This window comes from Thermoplasmata archaeon (assembly GCA_038851035.1).
In the GTDB taxonomy this organism is placed as follows: domain Archaea; phylum Thermoplasmatota; class DTKX01; order VGTL01; family VGTL01; genus JAWCLH01.
In genome coordinates this window covers 177,644-198,097 of sequence record JAWCLH010000001.1, presented here as the reverse complement: position 1 = coordinate 198,097, position 20,454 = coordinate 177,644, and the positions used below count along the sequence as shown (strand labels likewise).

Here is a 20,454-nt window from a genome sequence, read left to right as displayed (position 1 = left end):
ACAAGGCCGAGGCGCTGCCCGAGGAGGCAGAGCCCGACATATACATCCAGAGCGAGGAGGGCCTGAAGAAGGCCGAGGACATCGATATCCCGCTCGTCGAGGGGACGCCCGTGGAGCCGCCGGGTGGGCCCGGCGAGGCCCAGAAGGGCGGCCCCGGGGCGCAGGAGAGGAAGGAAGGGGGAGGGGGGGAAGGGAGATAGCCCGGAGCGCAGGAAGGGGTGAGACCGGGAGTGAGCTTTAAAAGGTTATATAGTAAAATCGCTTTAAGGGTGGGCGAATGAGGCTGCAGAGGATAGTGGCGCTGCTCCTGCTTCTCGGCGTCGTCCTGGGCTATGTCATCGCGCCCGCGCTGGCGCCGGCCGCCAAACACGAGTCACAACTCCAGGCCTTCCCAGAAAAGTCTGGCAGGTGGAACCAGTGCGACCGCCTCCAGAAGATTCTGCAGGGCGACAAGAACTTCGAGGTCATGAGCATAGTCGGGAGCCCGACCCTCCTAAGGAACATCAAGGAGCCCCAGAAGACCCTCTACATAGCCGTCGGCGTCGAGGTCCAGTACACGGAGGCGGAGAGGGAGACGATTCGGGAGTTCGTCAGGCAGGGCGGCCGGGTCATCATCGCCGACGACTTCGGCTACGCCGACGAGCTCTCTAACGAGTACGGAGTCACATTCTACGGGCAGCAGATGTACGATGAGAAATATGTCGAGAACAACAGCTTCCCCCTCATTCTGGCCGAGTTCAAGCTCAACCAGTACCTGCTCATGTTCAGCAAGCCCACCGGGCTCGCGAATTTCTCCTACGAGAACCTGACGAAGGCTCCATATATATACACTCTCATCGCAAGGGGGAGCGAGAAGAGCTACGTCGACCGCGACGGCGACAGGCTGATCACTCCCGGCGACGCCCACGAGTACATCCCGACGGTGGTTAAGGTCGAGCTCAACCGCCTGACCGACCCCGACGCCCAGAAGGGCGGGAGGATAGTCTTCGTGGCCGACACCGCGATATTCCAGAACAACCTCCTCCTCAGGCTCGGCGACCTGGAGGCCAAGATGCAGCTGCCCCCGGGGACCAAGAGCTACAAGGGCTTCAACCTCAATGTGATGAGCGGGAGCAACCAGGAGTTCATTCTGGCGCTCGTGAATGACATGCTCCCCGCCGGTGGCAAGATACTCTTCGACGAGAGCCGGCACCCGCAGTCCTCGGGCTACACCTCGGCCGTCTACGGAAGCGTGAAGGCGATCACCGTGGTGACCTCGGACCCGCTGATGGCCGGCCTGCTGTCCATAGGCATCCTGCTGATTCTCTCCGTGGTGGTGGTCAGGGCGAAGGACAAGGAGAGCTGGATACACAAGTTCGACATATCCTCGATATACAGGCGCGCCACCCTTCCGGACACGAGGAGCCAGCAGGTCGAGAGGCTACGCAAGGCGCTGCTGAACAAGGTCAGGGCGACTCACAGCCTCACCCAAGACGAGCTGAGGGCCCTCAAGCCCGCCCAGATCGCTCAGATGGTTCGAGACCACGACCTGAACGAGCTTCTGCTGAACGAGCAGAGGGTCTATACTCCGGAGGAGATTCGCGCCCTCACTGCGAAGCTGAGAGCGTGGGGGAAGGGATAGGCGATGTGGCGAGGAGGGGAGAAGCATAACTGAATGTCCCGAAATCAAGGGATTGCTGACGAAGGAGAGACAGGAAAGGAAGTGAGGAAAATGATAAACCCGCAGGCACCAAACCCAGCCAGCGCGCAGGGTCCCGGGCCAGCCCCCAGCGGGCCAGCACCGGGAGCACCCAGACCGATGCCCGCACCCGCTCCGAAAGCGCCTCCGCCGAGGCCCCCGGCGGGCGCACCGCCGCCCCCGCCGAGGCCCGCGGCCCCGCCAGCCAGAATGGCGCCGGCGATGCCGAGAGCTCCTGGAGCCACGATGGCGGAGATACAGGAGGTCGCCACGACCGCCCGCGCCCTCATGGGCGAGGTGTCCAAGGCGATCATCGGGAAGAGCGAGGTGCTCCTGAAGGTCGCGACCACCATCCTCGCCAACGGCCACATGCTGTTCGAGGACTTCCCCGGGCTCGCCAAGACGCTGATGGCGAACTGCTTCGCACAGGCGCTTGGGTGCACTTTCAAGCGCATCCAGTTCACGCCGGACCTGCTCCCCGCAGACATAACGGGGACGTACGTCTACGACGAGAAGGACAACGAGTTCAAGTTCAGGCCCGGCCCGATATTCACCAACATCCTCCTCGCCGACGAGATCAACCGAGCGCCCCCGAAGACGCAGGCCGCCCTGCTCGAGGCGATGCAGGAGAAGCAGGTCACCATCGAGGGCGTGACCCACAAGCTGCCCCGGCCATTCATCGTCATGGCGACCCAGAACCCGATCGAGCAGGAGGGGACCTACCCCCTGCCCGAGGCTCAGGTCGACAGGTTCATGGTGAAGATGTCGGTCGGGTACCCCAACCGCGAGGAGGAGAAGGAGATTCTGATTCGCAGGGAGCTCAGGCGCAAGGACGACGTGGACCTCGAGGTCATCACCAACCCCAAGAAGGTCATCGAGATGCAGCAGGTGGTCGAGAAGGTCCATGTCGACCCGGCCCTGCTGACCTACATCGTCGAGATCGTGACCAGGACAAGAGAGGACCCGAGGGTTCTGGTCGGCTCGAGCCCGAGGGGCTCGCTGGCCCTGTTCAAGCTGGGCCGCGCCTTCGCCGTCATCAACGGACGGGACTACATCACACCAGACGACATAAAGTTCGTCGCGGTTGTCGCGCTCCAGCACAGGCTGATACTGAAGCCCGAGCCCAGAATCCGCGGCGTGCTGCCCGAGGACATCCTCAAGAAGATATTGGCGGAAGTGCCCGTCCCGGCCGTGTAATCGCGGCCGACCGGGGGGGCCGGCCCGCCCCGGCCCCCCGCCAAAGTCCGCGCGCGGAAACAGAGGGATGTGAACTCAGATGTGGACCAAGAAGAGCGTGCTGGTGCTGGGACTAGCAGTCACGCTGACCTTCCTCGGTCTCGTTTTCAGGAACCTCGCCCTCGAGATGACGAGCGTCGCGCTCCTCTCCTATCTCCTCGTCAGCCTTTTTCTGGTGAGAGTCTCGAGGGTCATACCGCAGAGGAGGCTCTCGAGCGAGAAGCTCTTCGAGGACGGCGACATAACCGTGCAGCTCTCGCTACACAACAAGAGCCTGACGAGAACCGGCTTCCTCGAGGTCAGGGACAAAGTGCCCAAGCAGCTCGACGTCCGCGACGGCAGCAACTACCTGATCGTTGACCTGAGGGGCGGGGAGAAGACCACCATCAGCTACAGGATAGTCGCCCCCCTGAGGGGAATCTACCAGATCGGCCCCGTCTCCCTCCGCTCGCAAGACGTATATGCGCTCTTCTATGAAGAGGTCAACATTGAGGATGTCCAGAACATCACCGTCTTCCCGCGTATCGAGGAGATCAAGGACATCACCATCAAAGCCCGCTCGCTCAAACTCTACCCCGGCGCAACGCCCGTGAAGAGGCCCGGGCCGGGCTCCGAGTTCTTCCTGGTCCGAGACTACCTCCCCGGCGACCCGTTCAAGAACATCAACTGGAAGCAGTACGCGAGCAAGAGGAAGCTTCTGGTCAACGAGCACGAGGTCGAGGCAGTGTCGGACGTGGTGATAATCCTCGATTCCAGGGAGTTCTCAAAATACGGCACCGAGGCCAACAACGCGATAATGTACGGCGCGAGGGCCGCCGCAACACTGACGAACTTCTTCCTCAAGAGGCGCGACAGCGTGGGGCTGATCGTCTACGGTGAGAAGCTCCTCACGATCAAGCAGGGCAGCGGCCAGAAGCAACTCTTCGAGGTCCTGACTGCGCTCGCGGGCGCGAAGCCTGAGGGAAACCTGCCGTTCAAGGGCGTGGTCGACTATACCGCGCCCTTCTTGCCCAAGCGCTCACCGATACTAATAATCTCGAGCCTCGACGGCGACGACACATTCGCGGAGGGCGTCAGCACCCTGAGGGTGCTCGAGTACCCCGTGATCATCATCTGCCCCTCCTCGATAGAGTTCGAGATGGCGGCCCGGGCGAAGACCCGGCAGGGCATCGGAGACCCGCTGCCTTATGAGATTCTCAAGCTGGAGAGGGAGATTCTCCTCTCCGACCTCAGGGGATACGGCGCGAATGTGATCGACTGGGACCCCAAGACGCCCCTGCTGGCCGTGCTGAGAGAGACCAAGCGTATCTGAGGGTGAGACAGATGGCAGCTCCACCACCACCGCCCGCACCGAGACCCCCGGCGGCCGCGCCCCCCACCGCGCGCCCGCCGCCACCGCCAGAGGCGCCTCCGGCGAGGCCAACCGCTCCCGCGGCGCCCGCGCCGCCGCCCGGCGAGGCACCTGCCCGCAGGCCCCCGGTCAACGTCGCGGAGCGATACAGGGAGATCGGGACCATAAGAATTCTGGCCCTGATATTCATGTTCATCGCCGCGTCGATGAGCATCCTTACCTCTTTCGTCGCCTCGGGCGGGTTCTTTGTTGAGTCCGTGGTCGGAATCGGCCTCACCGCTGGAGCCATCGTCTGCGGCTTCATCGCCATCATCAACCAGAGGAACAGGAGGCTCAACAACATCACCACAATCCTCGCGGTCTCTCTGATGGTTGCGGGCGCGGCGGCCCGGCCCGTCATGCTCAGCGTTGGCGAGATGGCGATCACCGAGGTCGAGGTCATCATGTCCCTCCTGTTCGCCATCTTCTTCCTCCTCTTCATCGAGTACACGCACGGCGTTCGCAGGTTCTGGGAGATAGGCGAGATGGCGATTGAAAAAAACCTGAAGGACTTCGATTACGGCCACGTGCTCAGGCAGTACATAGTGATGGGCATGGTCTGGCTGATCGTAATCGTTTGCATAACCGCGGGCATCGTGGGCCTCCAGATGGGCATGCAGGCGGCCTTCCCGGTCCAGTTCGGTAAGAGCGCGGAGATGAATTCCGTCTACGGACTCGCCATAGCCGAGGGCGTTGTTTTCGTCCTCGCGGCCGTGGGAATCTCGCTCGTTCGAGGGAGGAGGGAGTACGCCCAGGGCTTGATGGCCGTCGCGGGCCCGAGGCCGGCCCCGAAGCCCGAGGTCGCGTCCTCGGCGCAGGTATTCACGCCCGGCAAGGAGCCCGCGCCCACTGGCCTCTCGGCAACCGCGCCGCCGCCGAGGGCGAAGTAGTCCCGGGCTTCAGGGCGCGGGCGGGGCCCCGACTTAAATCACTCCCGGGCCGAGTCCCACAGGCCCCATACTTTCGAGCCATTTGAGCGCTTCCAGAGGGGGCGCAGTGCGCGGCCTGAATCGATGGTACTTGCGAGCGCCATCCTAGCCCCCGCCGCCCCCTCCAGCCCCCCCGCCCGCGAGCTCCCTCTCGAGCTCCTCCGATTCCCGCGCCACCCCCTCCTCCATCTCGCGCATCGAGGCCTCGAGTCTAGCGGCGAGCTGTCGGTCGGAGAGGGCGAGAATTCTGGCCGCGAGGAGGGCTGCGTTGGCACCGCTGTCGAGCCCGACGGCCGCGACCGGGACTCCCGGCGGCATCTGGACGACGGACAAAATCGCGTCGAGGCCGAGCTTGCCGCTGACGGGGACTCCGATCACGGGCCGAATCGTGCGTGAGGCGACTGCGCCAGGCAGGGCCGCGCTGAGGCCGGCGACCGCAATGAAGACCTCGGCGTCCGAGCTCTCGACGAGTCTCCTCAGGCGCTCCGGGCTCCTGTGCGCAGAGGCGATGTGGACCGAATGGGGAACTCCAAGTTTGGCGAGGGTCTCCGCGGCGCTTTTCGCCACCGGGAGGTCGGATCTGCTACCGATGAGTATCATGACGCCGGGCATGTTCACCCGACCCCCTCACCCCCTGCTAAAAAAGGTCCCCTGCGCCGCCAAACCCACAGGTCCCACCCAACATCCCCCGCGCTTCCCTTCAAATGGCGCTCTCGAGGACACACAGCCGGGCCCGCCCCAATTCCACCCGGGCTCTCCCATGACTGAGGCCCTCGCCGCGACGTCCGCCCTCACGACTTCATTATCGCGACCAGGAATATTCCGAGCGCCGCGAGGCCTCCGATTATCGCCCCCACGACCGCGAGAAAGCCGCCGATGACGAGGTCCGAATTCCAGTCGATGGGCGGATTGGACGAGGCTCCGAAGAGACCCGAGAACCAGAGCAGGATGATCACGCCGACCAATCCGAGAATTATCAGACCCCCGCCTATTGACCTGCTCCTTCCAGTACCAAAGTAGGCGGTAAAGGCCCCCGCGAGAATCGAGAATATTCCGAACGCGAGAACGAGCATGCTCAGGAAGAGGTCGAGAAACACAACGTCGGCCATGGCAGCACCTCAGAACTTTATTCCGGTCAGGGTTTTGGTGTCTATGACGCCAGGTATCGAGCGAATTTTGTCGACGACGATCTGGCCGAGGCGGTTGAAGTCCTCAGCCTCGACCTTGGCAATCAGATCGTACTCCCCGAACAGGGGGTGGAGCTCGACAATCTCCTTGACCTTGCTCAGCTCCGTGTAGACGTCGTGCTCCTTCGCCGGCGCGGTGCTAATAAGAACGAAGCCGATTGCCATTCCCTCACCTTCACCCATGAACCGTGACGGTGGCTATAAATGTTTCTACATGCGCCTTTGCGCCCGTGAGGGGAGCTCCCGCCGGCCTTCGCGTCCAGCCAAGCCCTATCGCTCCGCTCGCGCGGGGGCCGAGCGAGCTCACTCACGCCCCTCCCCCCTCCCCCCTTCCCGACCGCCCCGCGGCCCCCGCCGCTCCCCTTCCGACTCCGCCAGCCTCCCGTCTTTACGTCTCCCGAGCCCGCGCTCCCTCTCCGCGCGCCTCATCTCCAGTATCCTCTCGAGCCCGAGCCTCCGGCGGACCATCGCGCGCCTCCGGATGAACGAGCTTCGCCCCATGAATCCGATGAGCGCAGAGACAACGAGAAGCGCGGCGATTCCGACTGGGCCGGGCGGTCCGTAGTGGACGGTGGTCAAAATCAGAAGGCAAACGAAGGAGACGAGGAGCGACAAGAGGAACACCAGCCCCGCGAGACGCTCCTCTGAGATTCTCGGGGGCCCGCGCGGCCCCTCGCCTGATTCCTCCGCCCCCAGCCGCTCCCAAACCCCCTCTTTACTGCCGACAGCGTCTTCCCCGGCGACACCCCTGTCCGTCATCACCGGCAACCTCCATATGGAGCCAAGCCGGCGCGCCCTGCTCCTTCCCCGGTCCAGCGCCGGGCCCTCGTAAGCGCAGGTCCGCGCGCATCGTGATGAATGTCCCGTTAGATATATCGTTTTGTAGGGGGTGCGATCGCGAGTTGCCCGCAATTGCTCCGGATTTCGTTCTCCTCGAGTTCGCCGACGCTGACGATGACCTCGAACCCCGCTCTCCGGAGCTCCCTGACGAGCGGGTGGGTCCCGTCCGTGTGCTCCGGCGCCAGAGGACTCACGAGGCCCGCTCCCAGCGCGCTCTCGGTCGGGTTGACCGGCGTGAGCTTGACCGCGAAGTGCGCGGGGTCGAAGAGAGAGGCGATCTCGGCCGCGTCGACCGGCAGGCCGGGGGAGAGGGCGAAGTTGAGCGTCACCCTCCTCCCGGTCCCCCCGTGGAAATCCTCGCCGTAGCCCGCGATTCTCTCCAGACCCCATTTGCGCACCGGAATCAGCCAGTCCCGGACGCGCTCGTCGGTGCTGTGCACCGAGAACTGGAGCTGGAAGGAGCGCTCGAAGAGCCGGTGCTTCAGCCCGGCGAGGCGCTCGAAGAAGAGGCCGGCGGAGGCCGGCGCGACCGTCGAGACGCAGGGCATCAGCCCCGGGCGGCCGTACCTGCCGGCCATCCGCTCCATCGCCTCCAGCACCGCCGGGTTGAGCGCGGGCTCGCCCATTCTGGCGAACTGGACCTTGAACTTCCTCGCCGGAACCCGCATGTCCGGCCAGTGCCTCCCCACCAGGAAGTCGAGCTGGGCGAGAATTTCATCCGCAGTAAGGTTCCCGTGGAAGGCGCGGCCGGCGTCGCAGAAGCGGCAGCCGACCGGGCAGCCGAACTGCGACGAGAGAATCGCAACCCACTTCTCTTCTATCGAGGGACTCCCGGAGAGAGAGTCGACGAACTCCGCCCGGAGGCGGTCGTCGCCCCTGAAGCGCGCGACGAAGACCCTCGCCAGACCCTCCCTGCCGTTTTCGTGGATGATGTCCATCATCGCGGCCGCTCCTCCACCGGCTTCCATCGTCATTCGCCGCTCCCCCTCTCCCGGTCCCTTCCCCTGTCCCTGCTCCTCCCGGTCAAATCCTCCCTCCTCCCGGTCCGCGCCTCGCCTCCTCCTTCCCCCAGCCCTCCCCTCCCGCGCCCAGGAACTCCGCCGCGTCCATCGCAGCCGCAACGCCCATCCCCGCCGCAACCGCGACCTGCCTGTACCTGCCGGCGGAAAGGTCGCCGACGACGTAGAGGCCGGGAACCCCCGTCCTGCCGGTCAGGGGGTGGGGCCTGAGCTCCGAAAGGGGCAGGGGCAGAATCTCCTCTCTGGGCTCCTTACCCGTTGCCGTGAGGACATCGTCGGCGCTCAGCTCCCCGGCCGCGGTCTCCACCCTGAAGCCCCTCGCGGTCCGGGAGACGCCCTTCAGGGGCGCGGACTGGATGAGAAGGACCCCGGCGCGCCTGCACCTCTCGACGAGCAGGGGCAGGGCCGAGGGCCTGCCGCGGCAGACGACGCTCACCCGCGAGGCCACCCGGCACAGCCGCAGGGCGCAGTCGAATGCGGCGTCGCCGCCCCCGATAATCACCACGCGCCTCCCCCTGTATCTCCTGAGGTTCTCGAGTCCGTAAACCGACGGGAGCTCCCCGGGGCCCCGCGGCCCCGCCCCCGCAGCCACGACCACAACCCTCGCGCGCCTCATGCCGCGCCGCGTCTCGACAGTGAACGGCCCCCTCCCGCTGACGCGCAGGACCTCGTCCCTGAGAATTCGCAGACCGGCGGCCCGCGCCCAGCCGGCGAGCCTCAGCGCGAGGCGGCGTCCCGGCATCGGGGAAATGCCCGGGTAGTTCTCGACCAGGGAGGCCGAGTGGAGCTGGCCCCCGGGCCTGCCCCGCTCGATCGCGATCACCCCCAGCCCGCTCCTGACGAGCTGGACCCCGGCGGCGAGTCCGGCGGGGCCCGCGCCGACGACGATGGCGTCGAGAATCTCGCTCCGCGGGGCCCGGAACGCGCGTGCGCTCCGGCGCGCGGGCCTCACGGCCGTCGCCCTCCCCTCGTCCGGCGCAGCATTCCGATTCCCCCCACACACCGCCGCACTCCCCCCCGCCCGTCCGGCCCCCATCCGGCGCCTCTCCACCGCCGCATTACCCTCCCCCATCCTCGAGCTTGGCTCCGGCGCCCCCGCCCCGCCCCCGCACTCCGCAGGCCCCCTCCCCATTTCTGCCCGCCGAATTTCCCCCGCTCCCGCCGCCATTTTCTTCCCCGGTTCCCCCCTCCCACGCCACCCATCGCTCCTTCCGCCGCTCCTCCATCACGCTCCGCTCTCCCCCACACCACCCGGTGCGCGCCCCGTCCCTCCCGGGCTCTCATCCACCTCCTGTCCTCCGCCCCCGCCCGGTCCACCCCAGCCTCTCCATCAGCTCCTCGCAGCTCAGGACCTCGGCGAAGCCGTCGGCTAGCGTCCTCAGCGACGACAGGTGCAGGGCCTCGTCCTCGGTCGCGGTCGCGTCCATCAGGAAGACGACCTGAAAGTCGCGCATGAACGCGTCTCGCGCTGTGGTCTCGCAGCACAGGTGCGTCATGACGCCGGAGACGCAGACGGTCCCGACCCCAAGCCGCCGGAGCCTGCGCTCCAGACCGGTTCCGAAAAACGCCGAGTAGCGCGTCTTGCGCACCACCGGAGAGCCCCGGCTCTCGAGCCTTGGGTCGAGCTCGCTGAGCGGGTCCGTGTCATAGATGCACTCCCTCCACCAGACGCCCATGAGGCCCTCGTCGCCCCTCCTGTGGGCGTGGCGGGTGAATATGACGGGCGCCCCCCTCCTCCTGAATTCGCCGACGAGTGCGAGCAGGCGCGGCAGAATCGCCTCTGAGGCCGGGAGGTACGCGTGAGATTCAGGCGATGTGAAGTAGCGCTGCATATCTATCACGAGCAGCGCGGCTCCTTGCGGCTCGATGGAATAGGGATGCCTACTGTATCTCGCCAGCGCCCTCCTCCAGACCCGCGTCCGCTCGTCGATATTCCTGAGGGTTACATAGGGCCTTTCCGCCATCACCCACACCCGCCCTGCGAGGCGCCGGAACGACCTGAGGCCATAATTTACTTTCCGCCCGGGTCCTCCGGAATTCCGGCCACGATACCCACCGCTGCAGCGCGGGCGCAGGCAACCTCCGCCGGACACCCCCATACCCCATCGCCCTCCCGGAGAGGCGGCCCCCCATGCGCTGCCGCCCGTACCATTTTCGCAAGGGCCGGAAAAAATCAGCCGAATATCCCGAGGAGGGCGGTCCCCTCGACGTCCAGAACGTAGACCAGCTGGCCGGTCTCGACGTCCACGGCGGCGCCGAATGTGCTGCCCTCCCTGTAGAGCGAGTTCGTCTGGACGAACCAGGCGTAGTCCGCGCTCGGGAACTGGATGCCGGTCAGGGTCTCGATGAGCTGGTAGCCCGCGCCGCCTCCCCCGAGCCCCGCTACGCCCAGATAGTAGTTGTTGTCCTTCCAGTCGATCTCGCCCGTTCTGGAGCTTAGGACCCTCGCCCTGACCTCTGGGTGAAGGAGCATTATGTCCTCGCCCGAGGCCAGCGTGCAGCCCTCGGGCGCCATCCTCTCGCGCGGGAGCTGAGAGGTCCCCCTCCTCAGGCCCCAGTCGTGCTCTATCTGGACAAGCTCCGTGTAGACCGTCTTGAGACCGACGAGCCTTCTGGTCACGTTTTTTATGACGACGATGCTATAGCTGAAGTTGCTCTCGCCCCTCTCGCGCGCGGCCTGGTACTCCGCCCTCGTGGGCTGGAAGCTGAAGGTCAGGTTCCACCTGTAGGTGCCGGCTTTATTGTTTACGTCTGTCGGGTCCAGAGAGGCGTTGTACTGCGCGCCCGAGACGAAGACCCTCCTCCCCGGGTAGCTGTACCTGTTCAGGAAGTCCTGCAGACCCGTCGAATTCTTCTTCGCCTCCTCAATCGCCTCCTCGATGCCGAAGTCGAAGCTGCTGGAGGTGATGCCGACGCCGTCGAGGGGAGCGGTCTGCCAAACTGAGAACTCGCCCCTCGGGTGCCGCTTCGCAAAAACCGTCTCCGCTGGCTCTCCCCACGGAATCGGCACGGTGCCGGCGGTGTATCCCCCGCGAGCCATCGTGTTCTCGGTCTCGAGCACGAAGCGAGTCATATAGACGTTGCCCTGCTGGTCCCTGTCGTACCAAGTCTGGTTGCTCAGGCTGTGCCTCTTAACCGGGAATGGGCACTCGCTGGATATCCATATGCTCTCGTTGAACCAGAAGAAGCTCTCGCTGCTGTTCCCCGCCTCCTGCCCGAATAGGTCCGCGCAGACGTCGATTCTCAGGGCCTTAAGGCCCGCGATTCTCTGAGCGGAGGGCACGGACCAGTTGTACCTCGTGCCGATGGTGAAGTTGTACTCTTCATAATAGGTGTCGATCGTGAATGTGCCGCTGTCGCCCCGCCGGAGCGTCTGGCCGCGGGCGAAGAGCTTCTCGTCCACCGTCTCCTCGAGCTCCCTGTTCGGGTCCGGGTAGGCATCGGCCTTCCCCCTGAAGCTCAGGGGTACGTTGTACCTCGGCAGGCGGTCGATCTCGACCGAGCCGGTTGTGTAGGAGTTGATGATTCTGCGGGTGTTGAGCTCGTGGAACTCCTTCCTCTTCGCATCGAGGCTCCCCCCTATTGTCAGGGGCTCGCCGCCGCTGGAGGCGGTGTATAGCTGGAACGTCCCGGAGGTGTCAATGTCGTATTCCGCCGCCGAGTGGAGCTCCCAGAAGCCGTCCCTCGCCTCCTTCACACCGGCCCAAGCCCTCCTGAGCTGGCCCCTCACTGTCAGCTCGTAGTCCTCCCACTCGCCGGAGCTCTCGTTCCTCCAGTAGAGCTGGGCGTAGACCCTGTACTCGTAGGTGATGAGGTCGTAGAGGCGTGGCTGCGGGACTGTGACCGTCAGGTTCCCCAAGTCCTCCTCTCCATCGCCGCTCCCGGCGCCGAGCCAGCCCCCGCCCCCAGCACCGAGCTTCGTGTAGGCATAGGCGGTGTTGAAGAGTAGCGCGCAGACCGCGAGCGCCCCCAGCACCGATTTCAAGGACGCTTCCGCCCTATCACCCCGCCTTTTAAACCCGCTCGTCCTTATTAACTTTGTTGGTGGGGCGGTCTAGCCGCCGGGGGCATAAATAACTCCAAGCGAGGGCCGGCTCGTCGATTCGCAAGGGAAAGGCTGGAAAGCCGCGGGTTTTACATTGGATGAGCCCTAATATTTACGCATTCGCCAGTGATTTCCGCCTGAAGCTCCGGGAGCCCCGCCTTCTCCTGACCCATCCGTCTTATCCTCGCGTGCACTCTCTTCCCCAACCCCTCCGCCACCTCTCCACACCCTCACTCCACTAGCCGCCTTTCCCTCCCTCTCTCCCAGCTCTGCCCCCCCTCCCCTCCTCCCTCCTTGCGTCTCCCTCCGCCCCGTCCCTCTTCATACCCGCCGGGGCATCGCCGGGCCCCCCTTTCGCTCCATGACTGTTCTTCTCCCCGCGCTCCGCCCCCTCCCTCCCTATGCCTGTCTTCTCGGCCCCCGCCGCTCTTGTGACGAAGAGGAGCGCGGCGGGAGGAATCGTCAGAACGGAACCAGCCGCCGCCAGCCAGAAGGCCGGCGACCACGAGAACCACCTCCCGTAGCCCGTCAGCTCGATGAGCGCCTGAACGCCGAGGACGTAGAAAACCACGGCGAGGAGGGCCAGTGCGGAGCCGGCCGCGCAGAGCTTCCACGCCCATCGCTTTTTCAGATAGAGGGGGGCGATGGAGGCGGCGACGAGCGCCGCCGCGGCGACGCTCAGCGGGAGGGCAATCAGCATCAGGCCGATTCTCAGCGTCGTGGAGGTGCCCATGGTCCACAGGGTTATATTCCTCGGGGGCGAGGCCAGCTCCCTATAGACTCCCTCGCCCAGCCTGTTCGAGTTGTTGAAGCTGTCGCGCAGGTGGAGGTGGACGCCCGCGACGAGCCGGAACTCGCCGTAGTCGCCGTCCACGGCAACGCCGGCGGAGTAACTCCTCCCGTCCCCGGGCCTCCTCAGCGCGTCGCTCGGCGAGGCGCTCCAGACGACCCTCGAGAGCTCTCGGCCGCCCTCCGTCCTGCGGAGCTCGAGCCAGACCCTCTCGATGACGAGCTCCGAGACATTCGAAGCGGAGAGGAGCTCGACCCTCACCCCCGCCTCCTGCTCGATTCCCACCGGCCACCACGGAATTGTCCGGACGAAGGTCGTGAGCCTGGTCTCAGCCGTCCCGTTCTGGGGCGGGGGCCATGTGTAGGATGTTACGTAGTTGACCTTTTCCTTCACCGTCCCCTTGACGAAGCCGATGGTCTCCTGAAAGTCACCGAGGCCCGTCAGGAAGACCTTGCTGTCTTTGATTTTTGAGGGGACGGCCCCTCCCCCGATCAGCCCCGCGCCCTCCAGATTCGCCTCGTAGCTCACGCCGTACTCGAAAACCTCGGCCCTCAGACTCACGGGGACGGGGCCGAGCCTTGTGTCGACATTCAGGGCGGCCCAGGGCAGAAGGGCGGCGATTAGAATCACGGCGGCGGAAGCGATGGCCAGAACCGCTCCGGCGACCCGGAGCAAACCAGACCCGGACCGCCAGCTTGGAGGGCGGTGGGAGGAAGGCTCCGTGCGCTCTGCCCCAACACCTCTTCCCGACCGCCTTTCGGACACCCCGCGGACCTCCGCTCGCGTCGATAGCTCGCGGATGTATTTCATTATTTCTCCACTGGGGACTGGACCACAAAATTATTATCCTGTCAGCCGCTCTCCGGCTCGGTCCGAATGGCATTCATCTGGGGAGAGGCGACGCGCTTCATCGTGACCCTTCTGGCCGCTCTCCTCGGCCTCATCGCAGTCCTGATGATTCCGGGCGAGAGGAGAATTCGGGAGGGCCGGGCCGAGGGCTACATGAGGAGCGGAAGGTGGCTCGTTCTCATTCTCGGCCTTTTGATTCTGGGGGCGGCGCTCGGGCTGGGCTACGAGTGGCTCCGCCTCAGGCAGCGCGACTTCTGGGTCACGTGGAACCTCCTCATCCTAACCCTTCTCGGCATCGGCGTTCTGGCCGGCAACTTCCGGACGATGCGCCTGATAAAGAGGAGGGCGGAGGGCGAGGTGATCGAGGTCGAGGCCGTCGAGGTGGAGGCAGGGGGGAGTGAGTCGGAGGAGCGGGAGAGGCCGTGAATGCGCGTCCATCATCCGCTCAGGCGCGTTGCGCCGGAATGGAGGATGACGAGGCCGCACAGTCCGGCAGCGCCGGGCAGAGTGGCGGGAGGGCGGAGGGCGGAGGGGCCGAGGCGCCCGCCGCCGGGGATGCTGCGCCGGGCCGCTAGAGCTCCTTCGATGGCGAGCCATCGACGGCAAGCCCGTCCCTCTCTCTCAAAAAATTCCTCGATGGAGAACGAGGAGCCCTCCGTACGGAAGCGGGTGGTGAGGTGCAGCCCGGACAGAAATCATTTTCTTCCCTCCGGGCAATTTAAGCCAGAGACCGATGCCCCTGTTCAGGAAGCCGGCCGCAGCCCATGCCGATGCCCTGCTAGAGAAGCTCGCCCCTCTCCAGAAGAATATCCTTGACGCGGGGCTGCGCGCATCCTTCGTCGAGGACTTCAGGCAAAGTATGGAGGCCCTCTGCGCCGAGCTCGAGAAGCGGCCGGAGTCGGACCCGCACAGGAGACTCGCCTCGATGCTCCGCGTCGCCTCGCTCGGCCTTCAGGAGGACGAGTTCACCACGCCCAAGCTCGAGGCCTTGAGGCACTGCTTCATGGTCCTCGGGGCCTCGGCGATGGCGGAGGATGAGCTCAGGAGGTGCCACTTCCTCCTCCTTCAGGCGGGGCTGCTGGGCATCGGTTTCTCCGGGGGGAGGCGCGTGACGGTGGATGGGAAGTACTGATTAATGAGGGAACAGGTATCGAAGGGGTCAGGCGATGTGATGGGCGGGTCATTCTCTGCAAGATTTAGTGCTCTCGGGTCCTGGACCACCCAGCCTTCGGGCCGGGGATGGGGTGGGGGCATCCCAGCCGTTGCAGAGGATTGATTTCTTCGCCTGATATTCTAAGAACGAGAGCCCCATCATAATTTTGGAATTCTCTCTAGCCGAATGGATATTCTCTCGGGTCAAAAGGGCGGGTGAAAGGTGGAGCTGGGAGATTCTATCTCCAGAGACAAAAAAGGACGCACTGGATGGACGGGTAGTCCGGAATATCCCACTGGGACAAAACACCGACACAAAATTAGGCGACGCAAACCGTTGTGCGGGACCACCCAGATAATCGATTGAGCAATTGTTGAGCTCTTTAAATAATTGATGGTGACGGAACCCCCGACGGCGTCGAGCTCTGCGGATACTCCATTCGGGTCAAAACGCCCACGGGCTCTTCAATGCTGAGCGGCATCGTTTCCGACCCGACAAACGCGGACACGGACGGCGACGGCCTCTGGAATGGTCCGGAGCGCAGATTCACGGACGCTCTGAAGCGCGACACTGACGACGACGGCGTCTGAATGGGCCGGTGCGATGGCCGGGGCTCCGGCGTCTGGTGGGCGGTTCAGTGCGAGGGCGCACTGAGCGGCGGTGCTGAGGCTCGCGCGGCTCACCGTCATGGAAATCCGGGCGGTTCCTCCCGACGTCCTGGGGGCGCGCGCAGTGAGCCCCCCATCCTCGCCACAGTGAGGGAGCGGCGGGGTCGCAGAGGCGTGATCGCTGCGCGATACGGAGCCTTTCTGCAGTATCCCGCCTCCCCGCGCGGCTGCGGAGGGGGGCGGGGAGCGGCGCCGAGCCGGACCGGCGCGCCTCTTTCACCCATTCCCCCTCCAACTCTTTATATCACGAATTACATACGCCCAGAGGGGCAGGGAGTGGTTCGCTTCGCCCACATGGCCGACGTTCATCTGGGCGCATTCAGGGAGCCCGCGCTGCGCGAGGCCAATCTGGAGGCCTTCCTGTCCGCGCTGGACATCTGCGAGAGGGAGCGCGTGGACTTCGTCCTTATTTGCGGGGACCTATTCCACAACAGCCTTCCCGACATGGGCGTGGTCGAGAGGGCCACGGCCCGGCTCCGCAGGCTCATCGACGGCGGGACGCCCGTGTACATCGTCTACGGAAGCCACGACTTCAGCGCGACGGAGAGGTCGATGGTGGATGTGCTCCACAGCGCGGGCGTGTTTGTTAAGGTGGCCAGGGCGCGAACGTCGGAGGATGGGGGCGTGGTCATAGAGCCGACCGTGGACCCCGGGACGGGCACTGTCATAGCGGGCCTGCCGGGGAGGAGGCTCGGTCTGGATAGGGTATACTACGAGAGGCTCGACGCCTCCGAGGCGCTCGGCCTCCACGGCGGCGGGGGGGGCGATGGCGCCAGAGATGACGGAGATAGCGGAAGGAGCGGAGGAGCCGAGGGGGGCGCGCGGAGCGTGGCCCCGAGAATCTTCGCTTTCCACGCGGCCCTCAGTGAGCTGAAGCCCCGAGAGCTCTCCGAAATCGAATCGATGCCCGCCTCTCTGCTCCCGCCGGGGTTCGACTACTACGCCGGGGGCCACGTGCACAAGAGGGTGAGGGCCGAGCTCCCGGGTCTCGGGACGGTCGCCTACCCCGGCCCGCTCTTCGGCGACGGCTACAGGGATCTCGAGGCGCGCGAGGAGAGGGGGTTCTACATCGTCGAGCTGGAGCGGGGGAGAGCGCCGAGGCTCGAGTTCAGGAGGGTCCCCTCACGCAGAATCGTGGTCATCGAGGCCGACGCTTCGGGACGCAGGCCCGAGGACGTGAGCGCAGAACTCAGGGGGAGGGCTGGGGAGGCGGACGCCGCGGGGGCGATAGTGCTCATCAAGGTATCGGGCCAGCTAGCCTCCGGGAAGGCCTCCGAGGTGGACACGCAGCTCCCGCGCGCCCTGCTTTTGGAGACCGGGGCCTACACCGTCTATGTTAGCCGGAGCGGTCTTGAGTCGAGGGAGCAGGCGGGGGCGAGGTTCGAGCCGGGCCGCACGAGGGCCGAGACAGAGGATAGAATTCTCAGGGAGCATCTGGCGCGCGGGGTCTTCTCCCTCCCGGAGCTACGCCCGGAGGAGGCTCTGGTGCGCGCGAGGGAGCTACTGCGCGCTCTCGGCGGCGAGATGACCGGGACGCAGGAGGAGCAGAGGGCGGAGGCCTCGGCGCTCGTGGAGAGGGTCCTCCTCGGACCGCTCGGGCGTGAGGAGGGCGGCGCGGCCCGCGGGGCCGCTGAGGCCTTTTCTGGGGCCGGAGCTCCGGGCGCTATTCCAGAGCTCCGGGGAGAGGTGGGGGCTGGAGTCGGGGAGCGGGAAAGGGTAGCGGAGAGGGGTGAGGGGAGACCGGCGAGCTCCTCCAGGGCCGCGCCCGCGGGCGCGTCCGCGGCCTCCCGGAGGGGTCTGGCGAGGACGAGGCAGACGAGGCTCGGAGAATGAGGGGAGGTGCGGGGGTTGAGCATCGGCGGAACCCGGGAATTGCTCTTGCCGAGAATCGGGCCGGGATTCGCTCGGGAGCGCGCGGGCGGTCGTGGCGCAGCGTGGCCCCGCGCGGTCAGTGGGGGTAAGTGTGGGGCCCGGGAGAGAGCGGGGGCGATACCGGGATGATAATCAGGTCGATAGCCCTAGGGAACATCAGGAGCTACAGGGAGGCGGAGCTCAGGCTCCCGGAGGGCGTGGTCCTCTTCGAGGGCGACATAGGCTCGGGCAAGTCAACGCTGCTCTATGCAATCGAGCTAGCGCTATTTGGGCTTGCGGAGGAGAGCACTGATTTCTACCTGAGGAGCTCAGAGAGGGAGGGGTGGGTGAGGCTCGAGCTCGAGCTGGGGGGGAGGGAGTACACTTTCTACAGGAGGTTCAGGCGCTCTGGCTCGGGAGGGGGCACTGTCGAGTGCCGAATTCGCTCGGACGGCGCGTGGACGGACTACAGCGCTGAAGAGATGAAGGCGGAGGTTCTGAGGCTCCTGGGGTTCAACGAGCCACCGTCGTCGAAGGCGAAGTCTGTGATCTACCGCTACGCGGTCTTCACGCCTCAGGAGGAGATGAAGAGAATTCTGGAGATGAAAAAGGACGAGCGGCTCCAGACCATTAGGAGGGCCTTCAGGGTCGAGGAGTATAGGGTCGCTCGGGAGAGGGCGAGGGCGGCCGCGAGTGAGCTCAGAATCAGGTCCGGCGAGCTCGAGGCCGTGAGGGGGGAGCTGGAGGGGCTCAGGATTGAGCTCTCCGCCAGGGAGGAGGCGGTCAGGAGGAGCTCGGCAGAGCTCGAGGAGCTTGGCCGCCGAATTGCCATGGCCGCCGACGAGCTCCGGTCGCTCGACAGCGAGCTCGAGGGACTCGAGAGGCTCAGGGCGAGGAGGGACGAGCTCGAGGCCAGCGCCGGGAGGCTAGGGGAGAGGGTCGGCCAGCTTCAGGCGTGGCTCTCACAGGCGTCGGCGGAACTCGAGGCGATGCGCGAGGGGGCCCGGAGGCTCGGGGAGCTCAGGCCGGAGGCCGAGAGGGCCGCAGAGCTGGAGCGGAGGCTGGAGGAGCTCGAGGCCCGGCTGAGGGAGGCGCGGAGGGCCGAGGCGGAGCTCGCGCGCCTCCGGGAGAGGCTCAGGAGTTGTGAGGAGAGAATCGCCGCGCTGGAGGGCGAGGAGGGGAGGCGCCGGGGGCTCGAGGAGAGGGCGGAGGCGCTGCGGGCCGAGGTGGCTCAGATGCCTTCGGTTGAGAGCAGCCTCGAGGGCCACACGACAGAGCAGGCGAGAATTCAGCAGAGAATTCGCGTGCTCGATGAAAAGCTCCGGGAGCTCGGGGAGGAGAGGCGCTCGCTGGGGGAGCTGGAGGGCAGGGGCAGGTGCCCCAGGTGCGGTCAGGAGCTCTCCCCAGAGCACCTCAAGGCCCTTTTGGGCGAGCTCGAGGGGAGGAGCAAGGAGCTCGCTGAGGAGAGGATGGCGCTCGCTGCTAGACTGGAGAGAAGGGAGGAGAGGCTGCGCGCGTGCAGGGAGAGGCTCCGGGAGCTCGAGGAGAGGTTTCGGGAGCTCAGGGGGGTCGAGGAGGCGCTCAGGGAGCTCGGGAGGACCATCGCGGAGAGGAAGAGGCTCGTGGCCGAGAGGGAGGAGCTCGCCGAGAGAGTTCGGGCGCTGGAAGGTGGGGAGGACGTGGCGAGGCTGGAGGCCGAGGCGGAGGGCCTCCGGGCGATGAGGCCTCGCTGGCAGGCCCTGAGGAGGGAGCTCTCGGTGCTCGAGGGGAGGGTTGCGGAGCTCTCGCTCAGGGAGGCGGTTTTCGAGACGAAGAAGAGGGAGCTCGGGAGCGCTCTGGAGGAGCTCGGGAGGGTCCGGCAGGAGCTGGAAGGGCTGAGGGCGCGCTACAGCGAGGAGCTGCACCGGGAGGTCAGGGCCAGAAGGGAGGAGGCGCTGGGCCGCTTGGGCTCCCTCAGGGCGACCGCGTCGGAGAGAAAGAGGGCTCTGGAAGAGGCGAGGGCGGAGCTGGAACGGGGCTCGAGGAAGCTGGCGGAGAGGGAGGCGAGGGCGCGCGAGCTGGAGCGCCTGAGGGAGGCCGCGAGATGGCTCAATGAGTGCTTCTGCCCCGCTTTAGAGTCGATTGAAGTACACATTCTCGCTGGCATCAACGCCGATTTCGAGAGACACTTCAGGAAGTGGTTCGGGATGCTCGCCGAGGGGACCGAGCTCGACGTCTCGATAGACGAGAGCTTCACGCCAGTCGCGACCCAGGCCGGCTACGAGCTGGACATCCGCTCCCTTTCCGGCGGCGAGAAGAACTCCGTGGCTCTAGCCTACAGGCTCGCTCTCAACCATATGGTCCGCGAGGTTCTGGGCGCGGGGAGCGGCGAGCTCTTGATTCTGGATGAGCCGACCGACGGCTTCAGCAGCGAGCAGCTCACGAGGGTCAGGGACGTTCTTCGGGAGCTCGGCGCGAGGCAGCTGATTCTCGTCTCGCACGAGCGCGAGCTCGAGGGCTTCGCAGACCACATATTCCGCGTGGTCAAGGAGAACGGGGAGTCGAGGGTGGAGGGGGGTGGGCGATAGCGCCCGGTCCTGTCCACGGCGCGCGGGCCCGTCACTCCGGGGAGCCGGCCGCGGGGCATATCGAGGAGCCCGGAGGGTAACTCCGGGGGCGGCCGGGGCAACGATGATCATGTAACCCGGGCGGTGCCCATTGGGCCGATGCTGTCCGGGAGGGTCACCGGGGGGCACTTCTCATGACAGTTTTTAAACTGTTTTTTAGCTTTTAGATTGATATACCAACATGATTAAATATCGATATTAATTACGAAGCGT

General features: G+C 65.5%; 20 protein-coding genes. 10 read left to right on the top strand and 10 right to left on the bottom strand.

Going from position 1 to position 20,454, the window contains the following annotated elements:
* The 5 genes from QW379_00680 to QW379_00660 form a co-directional block, all read left to right on the top strand.
* Nucleotides 1–200: hypothetical protein (locus QW379_00680; GenBank protein ID MEM2868925.1), on the top strand; the 200-nt coding region annotated here is incomplete at its 5' end.
* Nucleotides 201–277: 77 nt separating this feature from the next.
* The gene (locus QW379_00675; protein MEM2868924.1) at nucleotides 278–1,621 is read left to right on the top strand and encodes a DUF4350 domain-containing protein; all 1,344 of its coding nucleotides are present in this window, start codon (nucleotides 278–280) and stop codon (nucleotides 1,619–1,621) included.
* 303 nt (nucleotides 1,622–1,924) lie between these two features.
* Nucleotides 1,925–2,875: a MoxR family ATPase gene (locus QW379_00670; protein MEM2868923.1), complete on the top strand. Its 951-nt coding sequence runs from the start codon at nucleotides 1,925–1,927 to the stop codon at nucleotides 2,873–2,875.
* A 79-nt stretch (nucleotides 2,876–2,954) separates the two neighbouring features.
* Nucleotides 2,955–4,226: a DUF58 domain-containing protein gene (locus QW379_00665; GenBank protein ID MEM2868922.1), complete on the top strand. Its 1,272-nt coding sequence runs from the start codon at nucleotides 2,955–2,957 to the stop codon at nucleotides 4,224–4,226.
* An 11-nt stretch (nucleotides 4,227–4,237) separates the two neighbouring features.
* Nucleotides 4,238–5,194: a hypothetical protein gene (locus QW379_00660; protein ID MEM2868921.1), complete on the top strand. Its 957-nt coding sequence runs from the start codon at nucleotides 4,238–4,240 to the stop codon at nucleotides 5,192–5,194.
* A 144-nt stretch (nucleotides 5,195–5,338) separates the two neighbouring features.
* On the opposite strand, the gene purE is transcribed toward QW379_00660, so the two are convergent.
* The 10 genes from purE to QW379_00610 all read right to left on the bottom strand — a co-directional run bounded on the left by purE (nucleotide 5,339) and on the right by QW379_00610 (nucleotide 13,789).
* Entirely contained in the window at nucleotides 5,339–5,845 is a 507-nt protein-coding gene (purE, locus tag QW379_00655) for a 5-(carboxyamino)imidazole ribonucleotide mutase (GenBank protein MEM2868920.1), read from the bottom strand.
* A gap of 179 nt (nucleotides 5,846–6,024) precedes the next feature.
* Complete coding sequence (locus tag QW379_00650) at nucleotides 6,025–6,342, bottom strand: hypothetical protein (protein ID MEM2868919.1); 318 nt, start codon at nucleotides 6,340–6,342, stop codon at nucleotides 6,025–6,027.
* A 9-nt stretch (nucleotides 6,343–6,351) separates the two neighbouring features.
* Nucleotides 6,352–6,585, bottom strand: a complete 234-nt coding sequence (locus QW379_00645) for an Lrp/AsnC ligand binding domain-containing protein (GenBank protein ID MEM2868918.1) — start codon at nucleotides 6,583–6,585, stop codon at nucleotides 6,352–6,354.
* Between the two features lie 10 nt (nucleotides 6,586–6,595).
* Nucleotides 6,596–6,727, bottom strand: a complete 132-nt coding sequence (locus tag QW379_00640; protein ID MEM2868917.1) for a hypothetical protein — start codon at nucleotides 6,725–6,727, stop codon at nucleotides 6,596–6,598.
* Nucleotides 6,724–7,179 (bottom strand): hypothetical protein, encoded by a 456-nt coding sequence (locus QW379_00635; protein ID MEM2868916.1) that lies wholly within the window; start codon nucleotides 7,177–7,179, stop codon nucleotides 6,724–6,726. The genes QW379_00640 and QW379_00635 overlap by 4 nt, the downstream gene beginning before the upstream one ends.
* A gap of 107 nt (nucleotides 7,180–7,286) precedes the next feature.
* A complete protein-coding gene (locus QW379_00630) occupies nucleotides 7,287–8,234 on the bottom strand; it encodes a radical SAM protein (protein MEM2868915.1) in 948 nt (315 codons plus the stop codon).
* A 49-nt stretch (nucleotides 8,235–8,283) separates the two neighbouring features.
* Nucleotides 8,284–9,315, bottom strand: coding sequence for an NAD(P)/FAD-dependent oxidoreductase (locus tag QW379_00625; GenBank protein ID MEM2868914.1), 1,032 nt, complete (start codon nucleotides 9,313–9,315; stop codon nucleotides 8,284–8,286).
* A 244-nt stretch (nucleotides 9,316–9,559) separates the two neighbouring features.
* Nucleotides 9,560–10,243: an isochorismatase family protein gene (locus QW379_00620; GenBank protein MEM2868913.1), complete on the bottom strand. Its 684-nt coding sequence runs from the start codon at nucleotides 10,241–10,243 to the stop codon at nucleotides 9,560–9,562.
* A gap of 209 nt (nucleotides 10,244–10,452) precedes the next feature.
* Nucleotides 10,453–12,264 carry a hypothetical protein gene (locus tag QW379_00615; GenBank protein MEM2868912.1) on the bottom strand — a complete coding sequence of 604 codons (1,812 nt, stop codon included), beginning with the start codon at nucleotides 12,262–12,264 and terminating at the stop codon, nucleotides 10,453–10,455.
* Nucleotides 12,265–12,562: 298 nt separating this feature from the next.
* The gene (locus QW379_00610) at nucleotides 12,563–13,789 is read right to left on the bottom strand and encodes a hypothetical protein (protein ID MEM2868911.1); all 1,227 of its coding nucleotides are present in this window, start codon (nucleotides 13,787–13,789) and stop codon (nucleotides 12,563–12,565) included.
* A gap of 201 nt (nucleotides 13,790–13,990) precedes the next feature.
* Here QW379_00610 and QW379_00605 point away from each other — a divergent pair, with 201 nt between their 5' ends.
* The 5 genes from QW379_00605 (at nucleotide 13,991) to QW379_00585 (ending at nucleotide 20,202) form a co-directional block, all read left to right on the top strand.
* Nucleotides 13,991–14,389 carry a hypothetical protein gene (locus tag QW379_00605; GenBank protein ID MEM2868910.1) on the top strand — a complete coding sequence of 133 codons (399 nt, stop codon included), beginning with the start codon at nucleotides 13,991–13,993 and terminating at the stop codon, nucleotides 14,387–14,389.
* A gap of 307 nt (nucleotides 14,390–14,696) precedes the next feature.
* A complete protein-coding gene (locus QW379_00600; GenBank protein ID MEM2868909.1) occupies nucleotides 14,697–15,095 on the top strand; it encodes a hypothetical protein in 399 nt (132 codons plus the stop codon).
* Between the two features lie 488 nt (nucleotides 15,096–15,583).
* Nucleotides 15,584–15,706, top strand: coding sequence for a hypothetical protein (locus QW379_00595; GenBank protein ID MEM2868908.1), 123 nt, complete (start codon nucleotides 15,584–15,586; stop codon nucleotides 15,704–15,706).
* 354 nt (nucleotides 15,707–16,060) lie between these two features.
* A complete protein-coding gene (locus tag QW379_00590) occupies nucleotides 16,061–17,617 on the top strand; it encodes a metallophosphoesterase (protein MEM2868907.1) in 1,557 nt (518 codons plus the stop codon).
* Between the two features lie 164 nt (nucleotides 17,618–17,781).
* On the top strand, nucleotides 17,782–20,202 hold the full coding sequence (locus QW379_00585) for an SMC family ATPase (protein ID MEM2868906.1): 2,421 nt from the start codon (nucleotides 17,782–17,784) through the stop codon (nucleotides 20,200–20,202).
* Nucleotides 20,203–20,454: the final 252 nt, after the last annotated feature.

Bases quoted from the DNA above. Each gene is read 5' to 3' on its own strand.
- QW379_00585 (MEM2868906.1), top strand. From the start codon at position 17,782: ATGATAATCAGGTCGATAGCCCTAGGGAACATCAGGAGCTACAGGGAG.
- purE (MEM2868920.1), bottom strand. From the start codon at position 5,845: ATGCCCGGCGTCATGATACTCATCGGTAGCAGATCCGACCTCCCGGTG.
- QW379_00600 (MEM2868909.1), top strand. From the start codon at position 14,697: ATGCCCCTGTTCAGGAAGCCGGCCGCAGCCCATGCCGATGCCCTGCTA.
- QW379_00630 (MEM2868915.1), bottom strand. From the start codon at position 8,234: ATGACGATGGAAGCCGGTGGAGGAGCGGCCGCGATGATGGACATCATC.
- QW379_00605 (MEM2868910.1), top strand. From the start codon at position 13,991: ATGGCATTCATCTGGGGAGAGGCGACGCGCTTCATCGTGACCCTTCTG.
- QW379_00665 (MEM2868922.1), top strand. From the start codon at position 2,955: ATGTGGACCAAGAAGAGCGTGCTGGTGCTGGGACTAGCAGTCACGCTG.
- QW379_00635 (MEM2868916.1), bottom strand. From the start codon at position 7,179: ATGACGGACAGGGGTGTCGCCGGGGAAGACGCTGTCGGCAGTAAAGAG.
- QW379_00645 (MEM2868918.1), bottom strand. From the start codon at position 6,585: ATGGCAATCGGCTTCGTTCTTATTAGCACCGCGCCGGCGAAGGAGCAC.
- QW379_00660 (MEM2868921.1), top strand. From the start codon at position 4,238: ATGGCAGCTCCACCACCACCGCCCGCACCGAGACCCCCGGCGGCCGCG.
- QW379_00675 (MEM2868924.1), top strand. From the start codon at position 278: ATGAGGCTGCAGAGGATAGTGGCGCTGCTCCTGCTTCTCGGCGTCGTC.
- QW379_00670 (MEM2868923.1), top strand. From the start codon at position 1,925: ATGGCGGAGATACAGGAGGTCGCCACGACCGCCCGCGCCCTCATGGGC.
- QW379_00650 (MEM2868919.1), bottom strand. From the start codon at position 6,342: ATGGCCGACGTTGTGTTTCTCGACCTCTTCCTGAGCATGCTCGTTCTC.
- QW379_00595 (MEM2868908.1), top strand. From the start codon at position 15,584: ATGCTGAGCGGCATCGTTTCCGACCCGACAAACGCGGACACGGACGGC.
- QW379_00620 (MEM2868913.1), bottom strand. From the start codon at position 10,243: ATGGCGGAAAGGCCCTATGTAACCCTCAGGAATATCGACGAGCGGACG.
- QW379_00625 (MEM2868914.1), bottom strand. From the start codon at position 9,315: ATGGGGGCCGGACGGGCGGGGGGGAGTGCGGCGGTGTGTGGGGGGAAT.